The sequence below is a fragment of the Enterococcus sp. AZ194 genome (assembly GCF_051713825.1).
Lineage (GTDB): Bacteria > Bacillota > Bacilli > Lactobacillales > Enterococcaceae > Enterococcus_K.
Map to the genome: position 1 here is coordinate 3,859,475 of NZ_JBIOQR010000001.1, position 13,026 is coordinate 3,872,500.

At 37.5% G+C, this 13,026-nt stretch carries 12 protein-coding genes, 7 tRNA genes and 1 riboswitch (1 of these 20 running past the window's edge); of the genes, 1 reads left to right on the forward strand and 18 read right to left on the reverse strand.

All coding sequences use genetic code 11. The annotated features are described in order from the left end of the window. Positions 1–70: 70 nt before the first annotated feature. The 8 genes from IGI37_RS17870 to IGI37_RS17905 form a co-directional block, all read right to left on the reverse strand. Positions 71–598 (reverse strand): hypothetical protein, encoded by a 528-nt coding sequence (locus IGI37_RS17870; protein ID WP_438763434.1) that lies wholly within the window; start codon positions 596–598, stop codon positions 71–73. Beyond that, positions 588–1,220 carry an ATP-binding cassette domain-containing protein gene (locus IGI37_RS17875; RefSeq protein WP_438763435.1) on the reverse strand — a complete coding sequence of 211 codons (633 nt, stop codon included), beginning with the start codon at positions 1,218–1,220 and terminating at the stop codon, positions 588–590. The genes IGI37_RS17870 and IGI37_RS17875 overlap by 11 nt, the downstream gene beginning before the upstream one ends. Positions 1,221–1,241: 21 nt before the next feature. Then, complete coding sequence (locus IGI37_RS17880) at positions 1,242–1,973, reverse strand: hypothetical protein (protein ID WP_438763436.1); 732 nt, start codon at positions 1,971–1,973, stop codon at positions 1,242–1,244. Beyond that, complete coding sequence (locus tag IGI37_RS17885; RefSeq protein WP_438763437.1) at positions 1,970–2,659, reverse strand: hypothetical protein; 690 nt, start codon at positions 2,657–2,659, stop codon at positions 1,970–1,972. The genes IGI37_RS17880 and IGI37_RS17885 overlap by 4 nt, the downstream gene beginning before the upstream one ends. Next, complete coding sequence (locus IGI37_RS17890; protein WP_438763438.1) at positions 2,649–3,440, reverse strand: hypothetical protein; 792 nt, start codon at positions 3,438–3,440, stop codon at positions 2,649–2,651. Before IGI37_RS17890 ends, IGI37_RS17885 begins: the two co-directional genes overlap by 11 nt. A 56-nt stretch (positions 3,441–3,496) precedes the next feature. Continuing rightward, positions 3,497–3,901 carry a hypothetical protein gene (locus IGI37_RS17895; protein WP_438763439.1) on the reverse strand — a complete coding sequence of 135 codons (405 nt, stop codon included), beginning with the start codon at positions 3,899–3,901 and terminating at the stop codon, positions 3,497–3,499. A gap of 428 nt (positions 3,902–4,329) precedes the next feature. Further along, the gene (locus IGI37_RS17900; RefSeq protein ID WP_438763440.1) at positions 4,330–6,099 is read right to left on the reverse strand and encodes an ABC transporter ATP-binding protein; all 1,770 of its coding nucleotides are present in this window, start codon (positions 6,097–6,099) and stop codon (positions 4,330–4,332) included. Continuing rightward, positions 6,100–7,815 (reverse strand): ABC transporter ATP-binding protein, encoded by a 1,716-nt coding sequence (locus IGI37_RS17905; RefSeq protein WP_438763441.1) that lies wholly within the window; start codon positions 7,813–7,815, stop codon positions 6,100–6,102. A 137-nt stretch (positions 7,816–7,952) separates the two neighbouring features. On the opposite strand from IGI37_RS17905, the gene IGI37_RS17910 reads away from it, so the two are divergent. Next, a complete protein-coding gene (locus IGI37_RS17910) occupies positions 7,953–8,621 on the forward strand; it encodes a TetR/AcrR family transcriptional regulator (RefSeq protein ID WP_438763442.1) in 669 nt (222 codons plus the stop codon). Positions 8,622–8,724: 103 nt separating this feature from the next. Here IGI37_RS17910 and IGI37_RS17915 read toward each other — a convergent pair whose 3' ends face one another. From IGI37_RS17915 to IGI37_RS17960, 10 genes are all read right to left on the reverse strand, one after another. Next, positions 8,725–9,516: an alpha/beta hydrolase gene (locus IGI37_RS17915; RefSeq protein WP_438763443.1), complete on the reverse strand. Its 792-nt coding sequence runs from the start codon at positions 9,514–9,516 to the stop codon at positions 8,725–8,727. Positions 9,517–9,523: 7 nt separating this feature from the next. Then, positions 9,524–11,002: an MDR family MFS transporter gene (locus IGI37_RS17920; RefSeq protein ID WP_438763444.1), complete on the reverse strand. Its 1,479-nt coding sequence runs from the start codon at positions 11,000–11,002 to the stop codon at positions 9,524–9,526. A gap of 116 nt (positions 11,003–11,118) precedes the next feature. Next, entirely contained in the window at positions 11,119–12,309 is a 1,191-nt protein-coding gene (gene metK, locus IGI37_RS17925) for a methionine adenosyltransferase (RefSeq protein ID WP_438763445.1), read from the reverse strand. After that, positions 12,307–12,387, reverse strand: a riboswitch (SMK box riboswitch). (Overlaps the previous gene by 3 nt.) Before the next feature lie 81 nt (positions 12,388–12,468). After that, a tRNA-Glu gene (locus IGI37_RS17930) sits at positions 12,469–12,540 on the reverse strand. 19 nt (positions 12,541–12,559) lie between these two features. Next, positions 12,560–12,633: transfer RNA gene (locus IGI37_RS17935), tRNA-Ile, on the reverse strand. 11 nt (positions 12,634–12,644) lie between these two features. Next, positions 12,645–12,715, reverse strand: a tRNA-Gly gene (locus tag IGI37_RS17940). Positions 12,716–12,728: 13 nt separating this feature from the next. After that, a tRNA-Phe gene (locus IGI37_RS17945) sits at positions 12,729–12,801 on the reverse strand. 19 nt (positions 12,802–12,820) lie between these two features. Further along, positions 12,821–12,894, reverse strand: a tRNA-Asp gene (locus IGI37_RS17950). Positions 12,895–12,934: 40 nt separating this feature from the next. Continuing rightward, positions 12,935–13,008: transfer RNA gene (locus IGI37_RS17955), tRNA-Met, on the reverse strand. A 10-nt stretch (positions 13,009–13,018) separates the two neighbouring features. Further along, a tRNA-Ser gene (locus tag IGI37_RS17960) sits at positions 13,019–13,026 on the reverse strand (it continues 82 nt past the right edge of the window).

The window sequence follows — 13,026 nt, forward strand, 5'->3', positions numbered from 1 at the left end:
CACTTAACTAATCTAATTTCCATCGCCTGCGTTTAAACTAATTATCATTATCTATTTTAAATAGCGTCAGCTACTCTCTAAGCAAGAGCTGGTACTTTGCAAAATGTGTTCCTTCTGGATATAAGAAACTAAAATAAACCGGCTTATTTTCGTAATTTATAAACTCTTGATTTTTTGAGAAATTAATCTTGATGTTCAGCTCTTTTGGTAGTGTCAGCTTGTCCCAATCTATAGACGTTCCATCCGAATTTTTCACATAAAAAGCAGAAACTCGATCACGATAAGGTACGTCTAACCACATATTTTCATAAAAATAAAGACTATCTTTTTTGAATCCATATGAATTTGGTTCAAGCAATTTGACTGTAAGTGATAACTCCGCATAAAATGTATTATTTTTCACCCAAGTCTTTTTGTCTTTAACTGTAAATTGAATTTTATCTGTTTTTACGGTTTCTTTTTCTTGAATAGGGACCACCGTCACCAATGCTTGTGTCTGATACTCTTTATTAAGAGCTGAATATCTCCAACCTCCAACAAAGAGAATAAGCATAAGGAAGGTGAAAATGACAAAATAACGAGCGCGTTTATTCTTCACTCAAGATTCCTTCCCTCATATAGAATTTGTGCGTCGATAATTCCTCGATAAACAGACTATCATGCGACGCGATAATGAAGGTAACACCTTTTTTATTTAACTGCTGAACAAACACAATTAAATTTGCTAAACTTTCTTTATCCAAAGCATTGGTTGGTTCGTCCAAAATAATTAATGGGTGTGCACCCAACATCGCTTGTGCAATCCCCAATTTTTGTTTCATTCCCAAAGAAAAACTTTTTACTTTTTTGTCTTTCACATTTGCTAGATCCACTCTTTTTAATAACTCAATAATATCGACTGGTTCAATCCCTTCCTGCAATAACGCCAGTAGTTCAAGATTCTTAAAGGCACTAAGGTTTGTTATAATACTAGGGTTTTCAATTAAAACACCTGCTTTTATCGGATAGGTTTCGCTTAGTAGAACTTCTTTTTCATCTACAAAAATCGTTCCTTCTACCTTGATTAAACCTAATATCGCCTTTAACAAGACTGTCTTACCCGACCCATTTATTCCTTCCAATGTCGCAATCTCCCCACGATTAATCGAAAGAGAAACATCATTTAAGATGGTTTGATTTTTAATCTTTTTTGTTACATTCTTTACCTCAATAAAATGCATAATAATCGCTGCCCTCATTTCCTAATAAAATTCTTTGTTCCGAAAGAAAAAATAATATAAAATCGTCACTAACATAATTAAACCAATCAGAAAACTTGTATATAGACTTGTATTTTCTTGATATCTGGCCAACATCGTCATATTTAATGGATTTATTTGTAAAGAAAGATACGGCGTCAAGACTAATAAAAAGGTCGGAATAATTAAGCTCAATGCCTGACTAATCAATGAAAATAGTGCACTGATTAAAAGAAGTAAACTACTATTTAAAAACAGTTCAAAAAATAGTTTTTTTATAACCACACTATTTTGAACACCTTCTACCAAATGAATGGTATTGTTCTCAGAAAAATGAAAAACCAATAACATGAGCACTCCTGTAGTCAAAACATAAGAAAGAGCTACAAAGAGGAGACAAACTAGATTAACAAGAAAAAAATGCAGCTTTGAAAATTGATAGCCTCTCAATAGAACCATTCGATTACGCCATAACTCAATGAGCGAATTACCCACGATTACTATAGGGATGAATAAATAAATGAACCAGAGAACTGGTAAGCGAATAGGCACAGATTGACTCACTATCAGAGGTGTTCCTTGAAACATCAAACGAAATATCGACAGCTTGGGATGATGACTGAATTGAACCCCTATAGTTATAATCGTTATAAACATCAATAGGAGCCAGCCTTTCATTCGTACATGTAGTAGCTGATAAAAATAATGTAGTTGGCTAATTAATAAGACTCTCATAAGAACTCCTTATTTGAAATAATCATGTGTATTGATGAGACAAGGACAATACTTGCCGCTGATAAGAGAAGCATGTTCAAACAAGCACGGCTCTGATTTTCCATTAAAGAAAAAGAAAAAAACAGCGTAAAATAGTGCGTAACATTGAGATAAAACAGCCCTATAAGAAGAAAAATACTTGCTAGAAAACCAATCAATTGCTGTTTAAACAATAAAAATAAACACATGACTAGTAAAGAAAAAAAGACTGAAGTAATATACAGTTTGCAAAAACCTAAAACAAACAAACTAAGATTTCCATCCTGTGAAACGATCTCTCTATTTGAAGAAAATGTAAGTATTGGTATGATGACGATTAACCAAGAGAGCAAAGAAAATGTACAAACAAAAAATAGATTGTATAACGTTTGATAAAACAAAAGCGTCTTTTTTTGAAAACAACAAATATAGGTTAAATTGACGTTATATAACAATAAAATACTCAACATTTGCAATGGAAAGACAGCCACCCCAAAGAGATAACGATTAAACACTCCGAAATACAAAGAAGAGATATCTGCGTCACTTACGTTCACTAAAGGGAATACCGTTCCTGCAATCAGTAGCATAATCACCAATAGAAATAAAATCTTTTTCGTATGATAAAAAAACAAGGCATTAGATTGTTTTAAGACATTACCAAACAAGTCGTTTCACCTCGAATGAAAAGTAAGTAGTATACAGAGCCAACAAAAGTGTCACAACTAAAGAAACACCTAACGATAGATTGGCACTTGTTGTTTCACGGAGAAAATCAACAGGGACCATACTTACTCCTCCAGGCAGCTTTATCAATGTATTCGCTACTAATAAAAATAATTGTAGACAAAAAGCAGAGGATAAAACAGCGTATTTATTTCTCAAGAACAAAGAATTAACTGCTGAAAAGCTTGCAAAAAGCCCTGCAAAAACTGAAGCAAAACAAATGGATAAAAAAGCATGGATAAATGGATGAGTGTAATATAGACCAACAAATAAGGTGTTTTTTTCAATAACTGAAATATTCGAATTCAATAGGTTGTCTGGAATAGTCGCTGATAATAATAGAAAATAGAGAAGAAAATTTGTCACTAACAAGAGAAAAGTCAAGATAACTCCTGACAAAAAAGCAGTCAAAATGTAGCCTCTTAAAATAGTCTTTTTCGGTTTGTGAAGCATAACTTGTACCAAAAATCCTGAATTAATATCTTCTCTTAACAAGCTAGAAGAGGGGATACTGGCCAGAAGAGGTAGCAGTACAAAAAAGAGAACCGGACTAAAATGAAAAGAGTCCGTCGATAACCACATCGTATAAGGAGAATCAAAAAATTTATTTTTTATTGTATTCGGAAACTGAGAATAAACTTGCATAAGAGATAACACAAACCCTACAGCTATGGCAAGTGTGAACATGTTTTTATTCATTCGTTTTAAGTAGTACGTATACATGATGGAAGTCTCCTTTCTTAATCAAATTTTGACATTAGTGACAGGCTGTTTGTTGGCTACCTTACGCTATCTGGACTCCAAACTCCGTTAGCATATCCGTTATTCCATGATTTAGAATCAATTCTGACTGCTACGCCCGTTCCATGCTCTTCAACAGCCTCATTGTATAGGAAAGTTTTATCTCCTGCATAGCTCAAATAGCTATGTCCATTTGAAACATCTCGACCATCGTATAAAGCAGCCCAAATAGTAATATACACAACGTTAGTATTCTTAGTATAGTTATAATAGGCGGTTCTATTCTCTTTTTCTCTAGCCGGAGTATGATCATATGGAGACGTAATCTTATATTTATTGGACCAGTCCGAATCGCTAGAATCAGCAAAAGCTGTAGCTGTGACCCCTATAAAAAAAACACTGAGACCTAACAAAAAAAATTTTTGACTTGCGTTCAATTTCATAATTTACCTCCAATTTCCCAAGTAACCCTTCTACATTGGAGTATAGACCTATTCTTACACATTACAATCTAAATGGAACAATTCAACTACTTTCTGATAAAATACATATGTTATTGCCACTGTATATTAATAAATAAAAGTAAATTGACAAATTATTGTTACATCTAGAAAAAACACCGAAATATCAAAGAAGATAACGCTCACTTTTTGTCAATTATCAAAAATCACACAGATAAAAATACTTGTATTTGAATATTTATCCACTATTTAGATATAGTAAAAGTGCTCTTCTCAACATACTTTCCTCATAAATTAGCCAAAAAAAGGCTGTAACATTAGTCAACTGACTTCTGTTACAGCCTCTTGAAATAAAGATAGAAAATGAGCCATCAGAGAGTCCTCCGTGAGACTCAGATTCTCTCCACTTTCTATACAAATACGAATTGGTTATAGTACAGTTCAGCATAGAAGCCCTCTTCTTTTAAGAGTTCATGATGACTGCCTTCTTCGATGACTTGACCATCGCGCAAGACCACAATTCGATCAGCGTTCAGGATTGTTTTTAATCGATGAGCGATTACGAAGCTTGTTCTCCCTTTAATGGCCTCATCCATCGCTTTCTGAATTTTCGCTTCCGTTACGGTATCCACATTACTGGTCGCTTCATCAAGAATCAATAGTGATGGGTTAGTAATGATCGTTCGCGCAATACTAATTAATTGTTTTTGTCCGGTACTGAAGATATTATTTTCTTCCGTAATCTCCGTATTGTAGCCTTCTTCTAGCTCCATAATAAAATCATGAATATTCGCTTGTTTGGCTGCATAGGTCACCTCTTCATCCGTCGCAGAAGGATTTCCAAAAACAATATTTTCTCGAATCGTGCCTGAGAATAACACAGAGTCCTGTAAAACGATCCCTACATTCTCTCTCAGACTGGCTAAATCTAATTCACGAATATCTGTTCCATCAAACGTAACAGAGCCGCTATTCACATCATAGAACCGATTTAAGAGATTCATAATTGTTGTTTTACCAGATCCAGTTGGTCCAACAAGAGCCACCATTTCTCCTTTATCAACTTGAATAGAAACATCCTTTAAGATCAATTTCTCTTCATCGTAGCCGAAGTTTACATGGTTTAAAGCAACTGCCGCGTCCACTCCTGTAATTTTCTTGCCGTTGTCTGGTTTAACTTCTTCTGGCTCATCAAACATTTCATTTAATCGACGTGCACCGGTAACCGCTAATTGAATCATGCTATAACCAGATGAAATCTGCATCAATGGTTGATAATATTGTTGCGAATATTGAACAAAAGTCACTACTAAGCCTAGCGCAACTGAACGTTCTAAGTCACCATTCAAAGCTAACCAACCACCGAAGAAAATAACAATCGCTGTATTTACTAAGGACATTCCTTGCATCATTGGAAATAAAAGACCTGAGTAAACTTGTCCTTTATAGGTTGCTTCGCGAACCTTTTGATTGTGTTCAACAAAGCCTTCAATGGTTTCTTCTTGAAGTCCGTTGGTAATGATGATCCGTTGCCCAGAGATTTTTTCATCCATATACCCATTCAACTTACCGACTTCATCTTGTTGCAGATCAACATATTTACGCGCTTTTTGAATAACAATGACTGCAATTAAAATAGCAATCGGTGTCGAAGCGACGGTTGCCCACGCAAGAGTCACGTTTTGACGGAACATCATGATGATAATTCCCACTAATAGGACGGCATTTGACATAAATTGAAGTAACGCTTGATTTAAGCTATTTTGAATGTTATCTAAGTCACTGGTAAAACGACTCAAGATTTCTCCATCTTGATGAGAATCAAAGAAACGAATCGTCAATTTTTCTAGTTTATTAAATAAACCGATTCTCATACGGTTTGTGGCTTTTCCCACGACTTGAGTAAAGAGAATACTGTAGATAAAGTTCGCTGCACTCGCCAATACATAAAACAAGACCAGTTTCCAAATCACATCAACGAACTTGCTTTTATCATCGACACCCTTCATTAAATTACCAACATAATTCGCTAACTCTTGAAATGCTTCCCCAATATATTGTGGCGCTTTAACTTGAAGATACGTTGCCACAACAATCGTTACGAAGATAATGAAGAATGAGAATTTATATCGTTTTAAATAATGATAAAAGAACTTACTCGCTTTAACTAAATCCGTCATCTACTCTTCCTCCGTTCCTTTTTGAGTTTCATAAATTTCTTGGTAAATCGCGTTGGAACGAACTAATTCCTCATGCGTTCCTTCGCCGACTAATTTTCCTTTATCTAATACCAAGATTCGATTGGCACGCACGACTGATGAAATTTTTTGAGCAATGACAATCGTTGTCGTGTCTTTCAAGTCGTTATCAAGTGCTTCACGAACCAATTTTTCAGAACGGGCATCTAGCGCACTCGTACTATCATCTAAGATTAAGATGTTCGGTGAGCCAATCACCCCACGTGAAATCGATAGTCGTTGTTTTTGCCCACCAGAAAAGTTATTACTTCTTTCTGCGACTGGCGCCTCATAACGCTCAGCCAGTTTTTCAATAAATTCTTTTGCTTGGGCGATTTGTGTTGCTTGACTCATCTCTTCTTCTGTTGCATCCTTTTTCCCTTGTCTAAGGTTCTGAGAGATGGTTCCAGAAAAGAGAATCGCTTTTTGCAATACGAAGGAAACAGTTTTGCGTAAGCTGTTTTCATTTACCGTCTTGATGTCTTTTCCACCAATTTTAATCGTTCCTTCTGTTGGATCAAACAATCGAGGAATCAATTGCGCAAGTGTTGATTTACCGGCTCCTGTTGCACCAACAATACCGACCATTTCACCCGTTTTAATGGCAAAATTAATATCCTTCAACGTATCCTGCTCATCTCCTGGATAGCGGAAAGAAACATGCTCAAATGTCACACTTCCATCAAGTGTTTCTTCAGGAACATCTGGATAAGTAATATCTGGTTCAGTATTCAGAATTTCTTTGATACGCTGTAATGAGACTGCTGCACGAGAAGTCATCATCATCATCATTCCACCGATAATAATTGCCATCATGATTTGCATCAAATAGTTCATAAATGAAGCAATACCACCAATCACGGTCGGATCGTCTTTGACAAGCGTACTAACGAAGAAAACGGACCCCACCACTGCCAAATTCGCAGCTAACATAAAGGATGGAATCATCACAGAGAATAGTGTTCCAACGACAATATTATGTTTCGTCAAATCGTCACTAACCTTTGTAAAACGCGCCAATTCTGAATCTTCTTGAACAAAAGATTTCACTACTCGAATCCCTAGCAGATTTTCTTTTGCCAAGCCATTTACTTTATCAATTAACTTTTGAATAATCATAAAATGTTTACCCATTTGCGTAAACGAAAGAGCCGTGATAATAACAACTGCAACGATTAATAAAATAATCACCCACCACAATTGAGGTAATGTATACATCGCTAAAACAAAGCTCCCAATAAACAAGATAGGAATTCGGAACAGCGATTGTAACGCAACCATAATCAGTGTTTGGACTTGTGTAATATCATTTGTAAGACGTACTACTAGATTTCCAGCTGAGAACGTTTCAATATTCCCAAAAGAAAAAGTTTGGATTTTGCGAAACGTTTCTTCACGAATATCCGCACTCACACCTTGTGCAACTCGCGCAGAAAAGATAGTATTAAGAATGCCTGCAAGGAGTCCCAAAACAGCCAAGCCAATCAGATAAATCCCCAATCCTAACATCTTATCATTATCGTCTTGCATGATGGCTTCTAGAACTTGTTGTAACAATTTAGGTTGCCATAAAGAAGCAACCACCATGACAACCACTGAAAGTAGTGAAATTGTCACCGGTACACGATAGTTCTTTACGTGTTTTAAAATTAAATCCATAGCTTTCCCCCGCTTTCATAAAAATTGACAGCATCTATTTAACACTGTAAAATAAAGCCGCATAATAATTTACCATGTTTCAAAATTAATAGCAACTATTAAATTCAAAATTCTATAAAAAGAAGGAATATTCACCCATGGAAGCTAAATTATCAAAAGAAAAAATCATCTGTACTGCCTTTCAACTACTTGAGGAAAAACAAAACTTAACTGCTCTCTCCATGCGCCACATCGCCTCAGCCCTTGATGTCAAAGCCCCCGCCCTCTATTGGTATTTTAAAAATAAACAAATGCTCCTCCAAGCAATGGCAGAAACGATGGAAACCAATCTTGTCATTCCTGAATCACAAGGCTCATGGAAAAAAGATATCCTCGCCTATATGGAAAGCTATTTTCATTTGTACAGTCAGTTTCCTTGTGGCATAGAGCTAGAGATTCACACCGTTCCTGCCTATCCTAGTCGCTTGGAACATATCGAAGCTATGATTCGCTTAATCCGATCAGGTGGAATTCCTCTGACACAAAGTCATCTAGCTGTAAGCTCGTTTCATAATCTTTTGATTGGTTTTATGATGGATTATAAAGAAGAGGAACATTTACGAAAAGAAATCATTAACGGTGATCAGTCCTTACTAGAAAATGTGCATTTTATGCGTAATTACGCCAAAACTCATCACTTAGTTAATATCATGCAAGGCATGCAAGAACGAAAAGAACGAAGCTTAAAGTGCGAGTTTTTGGAAAGCGTCTCGATTTACTTAGATGGACTAGATAGTCAGTTCAATGAGAACAAATCAAAGAACTAGTACTGACGACACAGCTTTTCCTATCGCCTATTTCTCGCATTCTATCCTCGCCTTGATAAAAGCTCAAAAAAAATAGGCCAGCATCCTGGCCTATTTTCTTTGATTACCTCTGCTCCTCATGAAACCACTCTAATGCTCGTTGAATCCATTGATCCCAGAATTCCCACGTGTGATTCCCTGGCCCATGCTCGAAAGTCACAGGGAGATTATTTTCCTTCATTTTAGAAACCACTTCTTGATTCGCTAGATAAAGGAAGTCCTCTTCCCCACAAGCCAAATAAAAGCGTGGTGCTTCTTTTTTACTGGAAACAAGAGCATCAACTAAATATAAGGGGTCATTTTCTGAGCCCTCAACTTGGTCTAATGGGCCAAAAATGCCTTCCCAAAATGCCGCTTTTCGGACGTTTAATAAAGCGTCCATATTGCCGCCAATTGCTACTGCACCCGATAAAGAAGCGACAGCCGCAAAAGCTTCTGGTTTCTTTAAGCCTAGTTTTAAGGCACCATAACCGCCCATAGATAGCCCCGCTGCAAATGTTTTCTCACGTTTGGTAGTTAATTGAGGAAACAGCTCGTGACAGATTTCAGGTAACTCCTCTGCAATAAAATCCCAATAGTTCATATCATAGGTTGTATTGGTGTACCAGCCTAAATCTGTTGAAGGGATAATAACGGCCATTTGATACTGCGTAACATACCTTTCAATCGATGTTCTACGCGACCAAACACTCTGATTGCCGCCCATACCATGTAAAAGATACAGTACAGGAACATCAGAAGCTGCCTGCTGTGTACTTTCTCCAATGACCTTTTCTGTTTTCTGTGGAAGAATAACCTCAATATTGACTTCCATTTCAAGGACATTTGAGTAAATGTTTGCCTGGATAAATGCCATGATTTGCTCACCTTACCTTTTCATCTATTCTCTTTGATCCGCTCATAAAAAATGTTAATACTAACGGAATGATTATCAATAAAATACCAACAAAATAGACCATATGCAAGCCATCATACAAAATTTCTCTCAATGGTTTTAATAAATCAAGCGGTAACTGTTTAGCCGTTTGAGGATTGACTAGTCTATTCATAATGTCTGGATCATCAGTCAAATTTTTCTCAAGTAGTTTTTGCTTATTGACACTATTCATCAAAATACCAAATACTGAGACCATTACTGTTTGACCTAGTGTTCGCGCTAACGTATTAAAGGAAGTCGCGACACCTAGCTGTTCTGCAGGAACACTACTTTGTGCCCCAACAGTGGTTGTTGTAAATATGACTCCTAACCCAACGCCTGTAACAGACGAAATCACAACAAACCATGAAAAATGCGCATGAATAGGCATGAAAACCAGGCCTAAACCGCCAATAAAAACAATGACTAAACCACTAAATAATACTCTAGGAATCGTCATTTTTGCCATCCAACGTCCTGCAAGAAAAGAACCAAGCATCCATAAAATAGACAGAGGCGCCAAGACTAATCCACCAATTGCAGCACTCATTCCTAAAACACCTTGCATCCACATTGGGATATAAACATCAATCCCCATTAAAAAGCCACCAATTAACGCCGCCACCACATTTACAACAACGAATGTCCGATTCTTAAACAAGTCCAATGTAATAACAGGATCCTCAGCTCGTTTTTCTGCCCAAACAAACAGACAAAAACTAAAAATTGTACCCATAAATAAGCCAATTGTCCCACCACTAATTCCTTGATCGCCTAGAAATTGGAAGGCCAGTAATAACGTCAATAGAACAAGCATTAAACTAACGGAGCCTAAAACATCCAGTTTTTTTGTTTCTCTCTCTTGTTTAGGTTCTACTAAGAAATACCAGATTAACCCCATCAAGGCAATCCCAATTGGAATATTAATAAAGAAAATCCAATTCCAACCAACCGTATCCACAATAAATCCTCCCGCTAGAGGACCAAACACACTGGCAATCCCCCAAGCGGCATTATTAAAGCCAATAAATTTCGCCCGTTTTTCAACACTATATAGATCCCCGATAATAGTTAATGCAACCGGCATAATAGCTCCTGCCCCGATACCTTGAATCCCTCTAGCAATAATCAAGGTCATCATATTCTGTGAAAAACCACAAAGAGAAGAGCCTATCATAAAGATTAGTACGCCAAATAAAAAGACCGGTTTTCTACCGATTTTATCAGCAAGTTTTCCATAGATAGGGGTTAACATGGCATTTGTTAATAAATAAATGGAGAATACCCAGTTCATAATTTCAATACCATGTAATGAACCAACAATGGTCGGCATAGCAGTCGTGACGATGGTTCCCTCAATTGCTGTCATAAATGTTGCTACAAAAATGCTAATCGTCACCAGTGTGACATTCGTTTTTCTCTTCAAACTATTAACTCCCTTACCCTATGTATTTATTTTTATCCGATCCTTATAAGAATCGAATACTTTTCAAACAAAAAAAGGGACTTCTATTAACGAAATTGTTAATAGAAGTCGCCTCTCTACTCTCTCAAACTCGCCTTCAACGCATCTATTTTATCCGTTTTTTCCCAAGGCAAGTCGATATCTGTACGACCAAAGTGACCATACGCTGCTGTCTGTTTGTAAATTGGACGACGCAGGTCAAGCATTTCAATAATTCCAGCTGGGCGCAAGTCAAAATTCTCACGCACGGCTTCGATTAATCTAGATTCTGGTACACTTGCTGTACCAAAAGTATTAATAGAAATAGAAACCGGCTGAGCTACACCAATCGCATAGGCAAGCTGAACTTCAGCCTTCTTAGCAAATCCGGCAGCTACGATATTTTTAGCAATATATCTTGCAGCATAACTTGCAGAACGATCAACCTTAGTTGCATCTTTCCCAGAAAAGGCCCCTCCACCATGACGAGCATATCCGCCATAAGTATCAACAATAATCTTCCGACCTGTTAATCCTGCATCCCCTTGAGGTCCGCCGATAACAAAACGGCCAGTTGGGTTAATATAATACTTCGTTTCTTCATCTAATAATTCAGTAGGAATAACTTCCTTAATTACTTTTTCAATAACATCACGGCGAATTGTTTCATTGTCAATCGCATCATCGTGCTGTGTACTAATAACGACTGTATCCACACGTTGTGGTAAGCCAGCCTCATCATATTCCACGGTAACCTGTGACTTCGCATCAGGACGTAAATAAGCGAGTTCTTCACTCTTACGTAGTTCAGCTAAACGTCTCACCAAACGATGACTTAACGCAATTGGTAAAGGCATTAACTCAGGCGTCTCATCAACAGCAAAACCAAACATCAATCCTTGATCTCCTGCCCCAATCTCATCCAGCGACTCTTTCTTCTCCGCACGAATCTCTAACGCTTCATCGACTCCTTGGGCAATATCTGGTGATTGTTCATCAATGGCAACTAAAACTGCCGCTGTATCCCCATCAAAGCCAAATTTAGCACGCGTATATCCAATCTCTTTAATCGTCTTTCTGACAATCTTTTGGATATCCACATAAGCCGTCGTAGAAATTTCGCCAAAAACTAAAACTAAACCTGTTGTTACAGATGTTTCGCACGCTACCCGTGCCATCGGATCTTTCTCCAAAATCGCATCTAGAATGGCGTCGCTAATTTGGTCAGCAACTTTATCTGGATGTCCCTCAGAAACAGATTCTGATGTAAATAAATGTCTTTCTGTCATTTTGATTCCCCCTTAATAATTTCGGTTACAAGGCATCTTCGTATAATCGACGAATCCTCTCGGGAACTTGCAACATTCCTAGTATAGCAGAAAACAAACAGATTTACTCACTTTTAGATCAAATAAACAAAAAAAAATACTCTACAAGAGAGTATTGGATGACCCGTACGGGATTCGAACCCGTGTTACCGCCGTGAAAGGGCGGTGTCTTAACCGCTTGACCAACGGGCCTTGGATAAATTATTAATAATGGGCCTAAATGGACTCGAACCATCGACCTCACGCTTATCAGGCGTGCGCTCTAACCAGCTGAGCTATAGGCCCAAAAAAAATAAAGCGGGTGACGAGAATCGAACTCGCGACAACAGCTTGGAAGGCTGTGGTTTTACCACTAAACTACACCCGCAGTAAACTATAAATGGCGCGAGACAGAATCGAACTGCCGACACATGGAGCTTCAATCCATTGCTCTACCAACTGAGCTACCGAGCCAAAAAACATAAATGTAAAACGGTCTGGACGGGACTCGAACCCGCGACCTCCTGCGTGACAGGCAGGCATTCTAACCAACTGAACTACCAAACCAATAAAAATTTTGTTACATAAGCTTAGAAATTCTAAGCAATTGCGGGAGCAGGATTTGAACCTACGACCTTCGGGTTATGAGCCCGACGAGCTACCAGACTGCTCCATCCCGCGATAATATAAAAGGAGGAT

Coding starts and splice junctions, on each gene's coding strand:
- IGI37_RS17875 (WP_438763435.1), bottom strand. CDS start 1,220: ATGCATTTTATTGAGGTAAAGAATGTAACAAAAAAGATTAAAAATCAA.
- IGI37_RS17880 (WP_438763436.1), bottom strand. CDS start 1,973: ATGAGAGTCTTATTAATTAGCCAACTACATTATTTTTATCAGCTACTA.
- IGI37_RS17890 (WP_438763438.1), bottom strand. CDS start 3,440: ATGTATACGTACTACTTAAAACGAATGAATAAAAACATGTTCACACTT.
- IGI37_RS17895 (WP_438763439.1), bottom strand. CDS start 3,901: ATGAAATTGAACGCAAGTCAAAAATTTTTTTTGTTAGGTCTCAGTGTT.
- IGI37_RS17900 (WP_438763440.1), bottom strand. CDS start 6,099: ATGACGGATTTAGTTAAAGCGAGTAAGTTCTTTTATCATTATTTAAAA.
- IGI37_RS17905 (WP_438763441.1), bottom strand. CDS start 7,815: ATGGATTTAATTTTAAAACACGTAAAGAACTATCGTGTACCGGTGACA.
- IGI37_RS17910 (WP_438763442.1), top strand. CDS start 7,953: ATGGAAGCTAAATTATCAAAAGAAAAAATCATCTGTACTGCCTTTCAA.
- IGI37_RS17915 (WP_438763443.1), bottom strand. CDS start 9,516: ATGGCATTTATCCAGGCAAACATTTACTCAAATGTCCTTGAAATGGAA.
- metK (WP_438763445.1), bottom strand. CDS start 12,309: ATGACAGAAAGACATTTATTTACATCAGAATCTGTTTCTGAGGGACAT.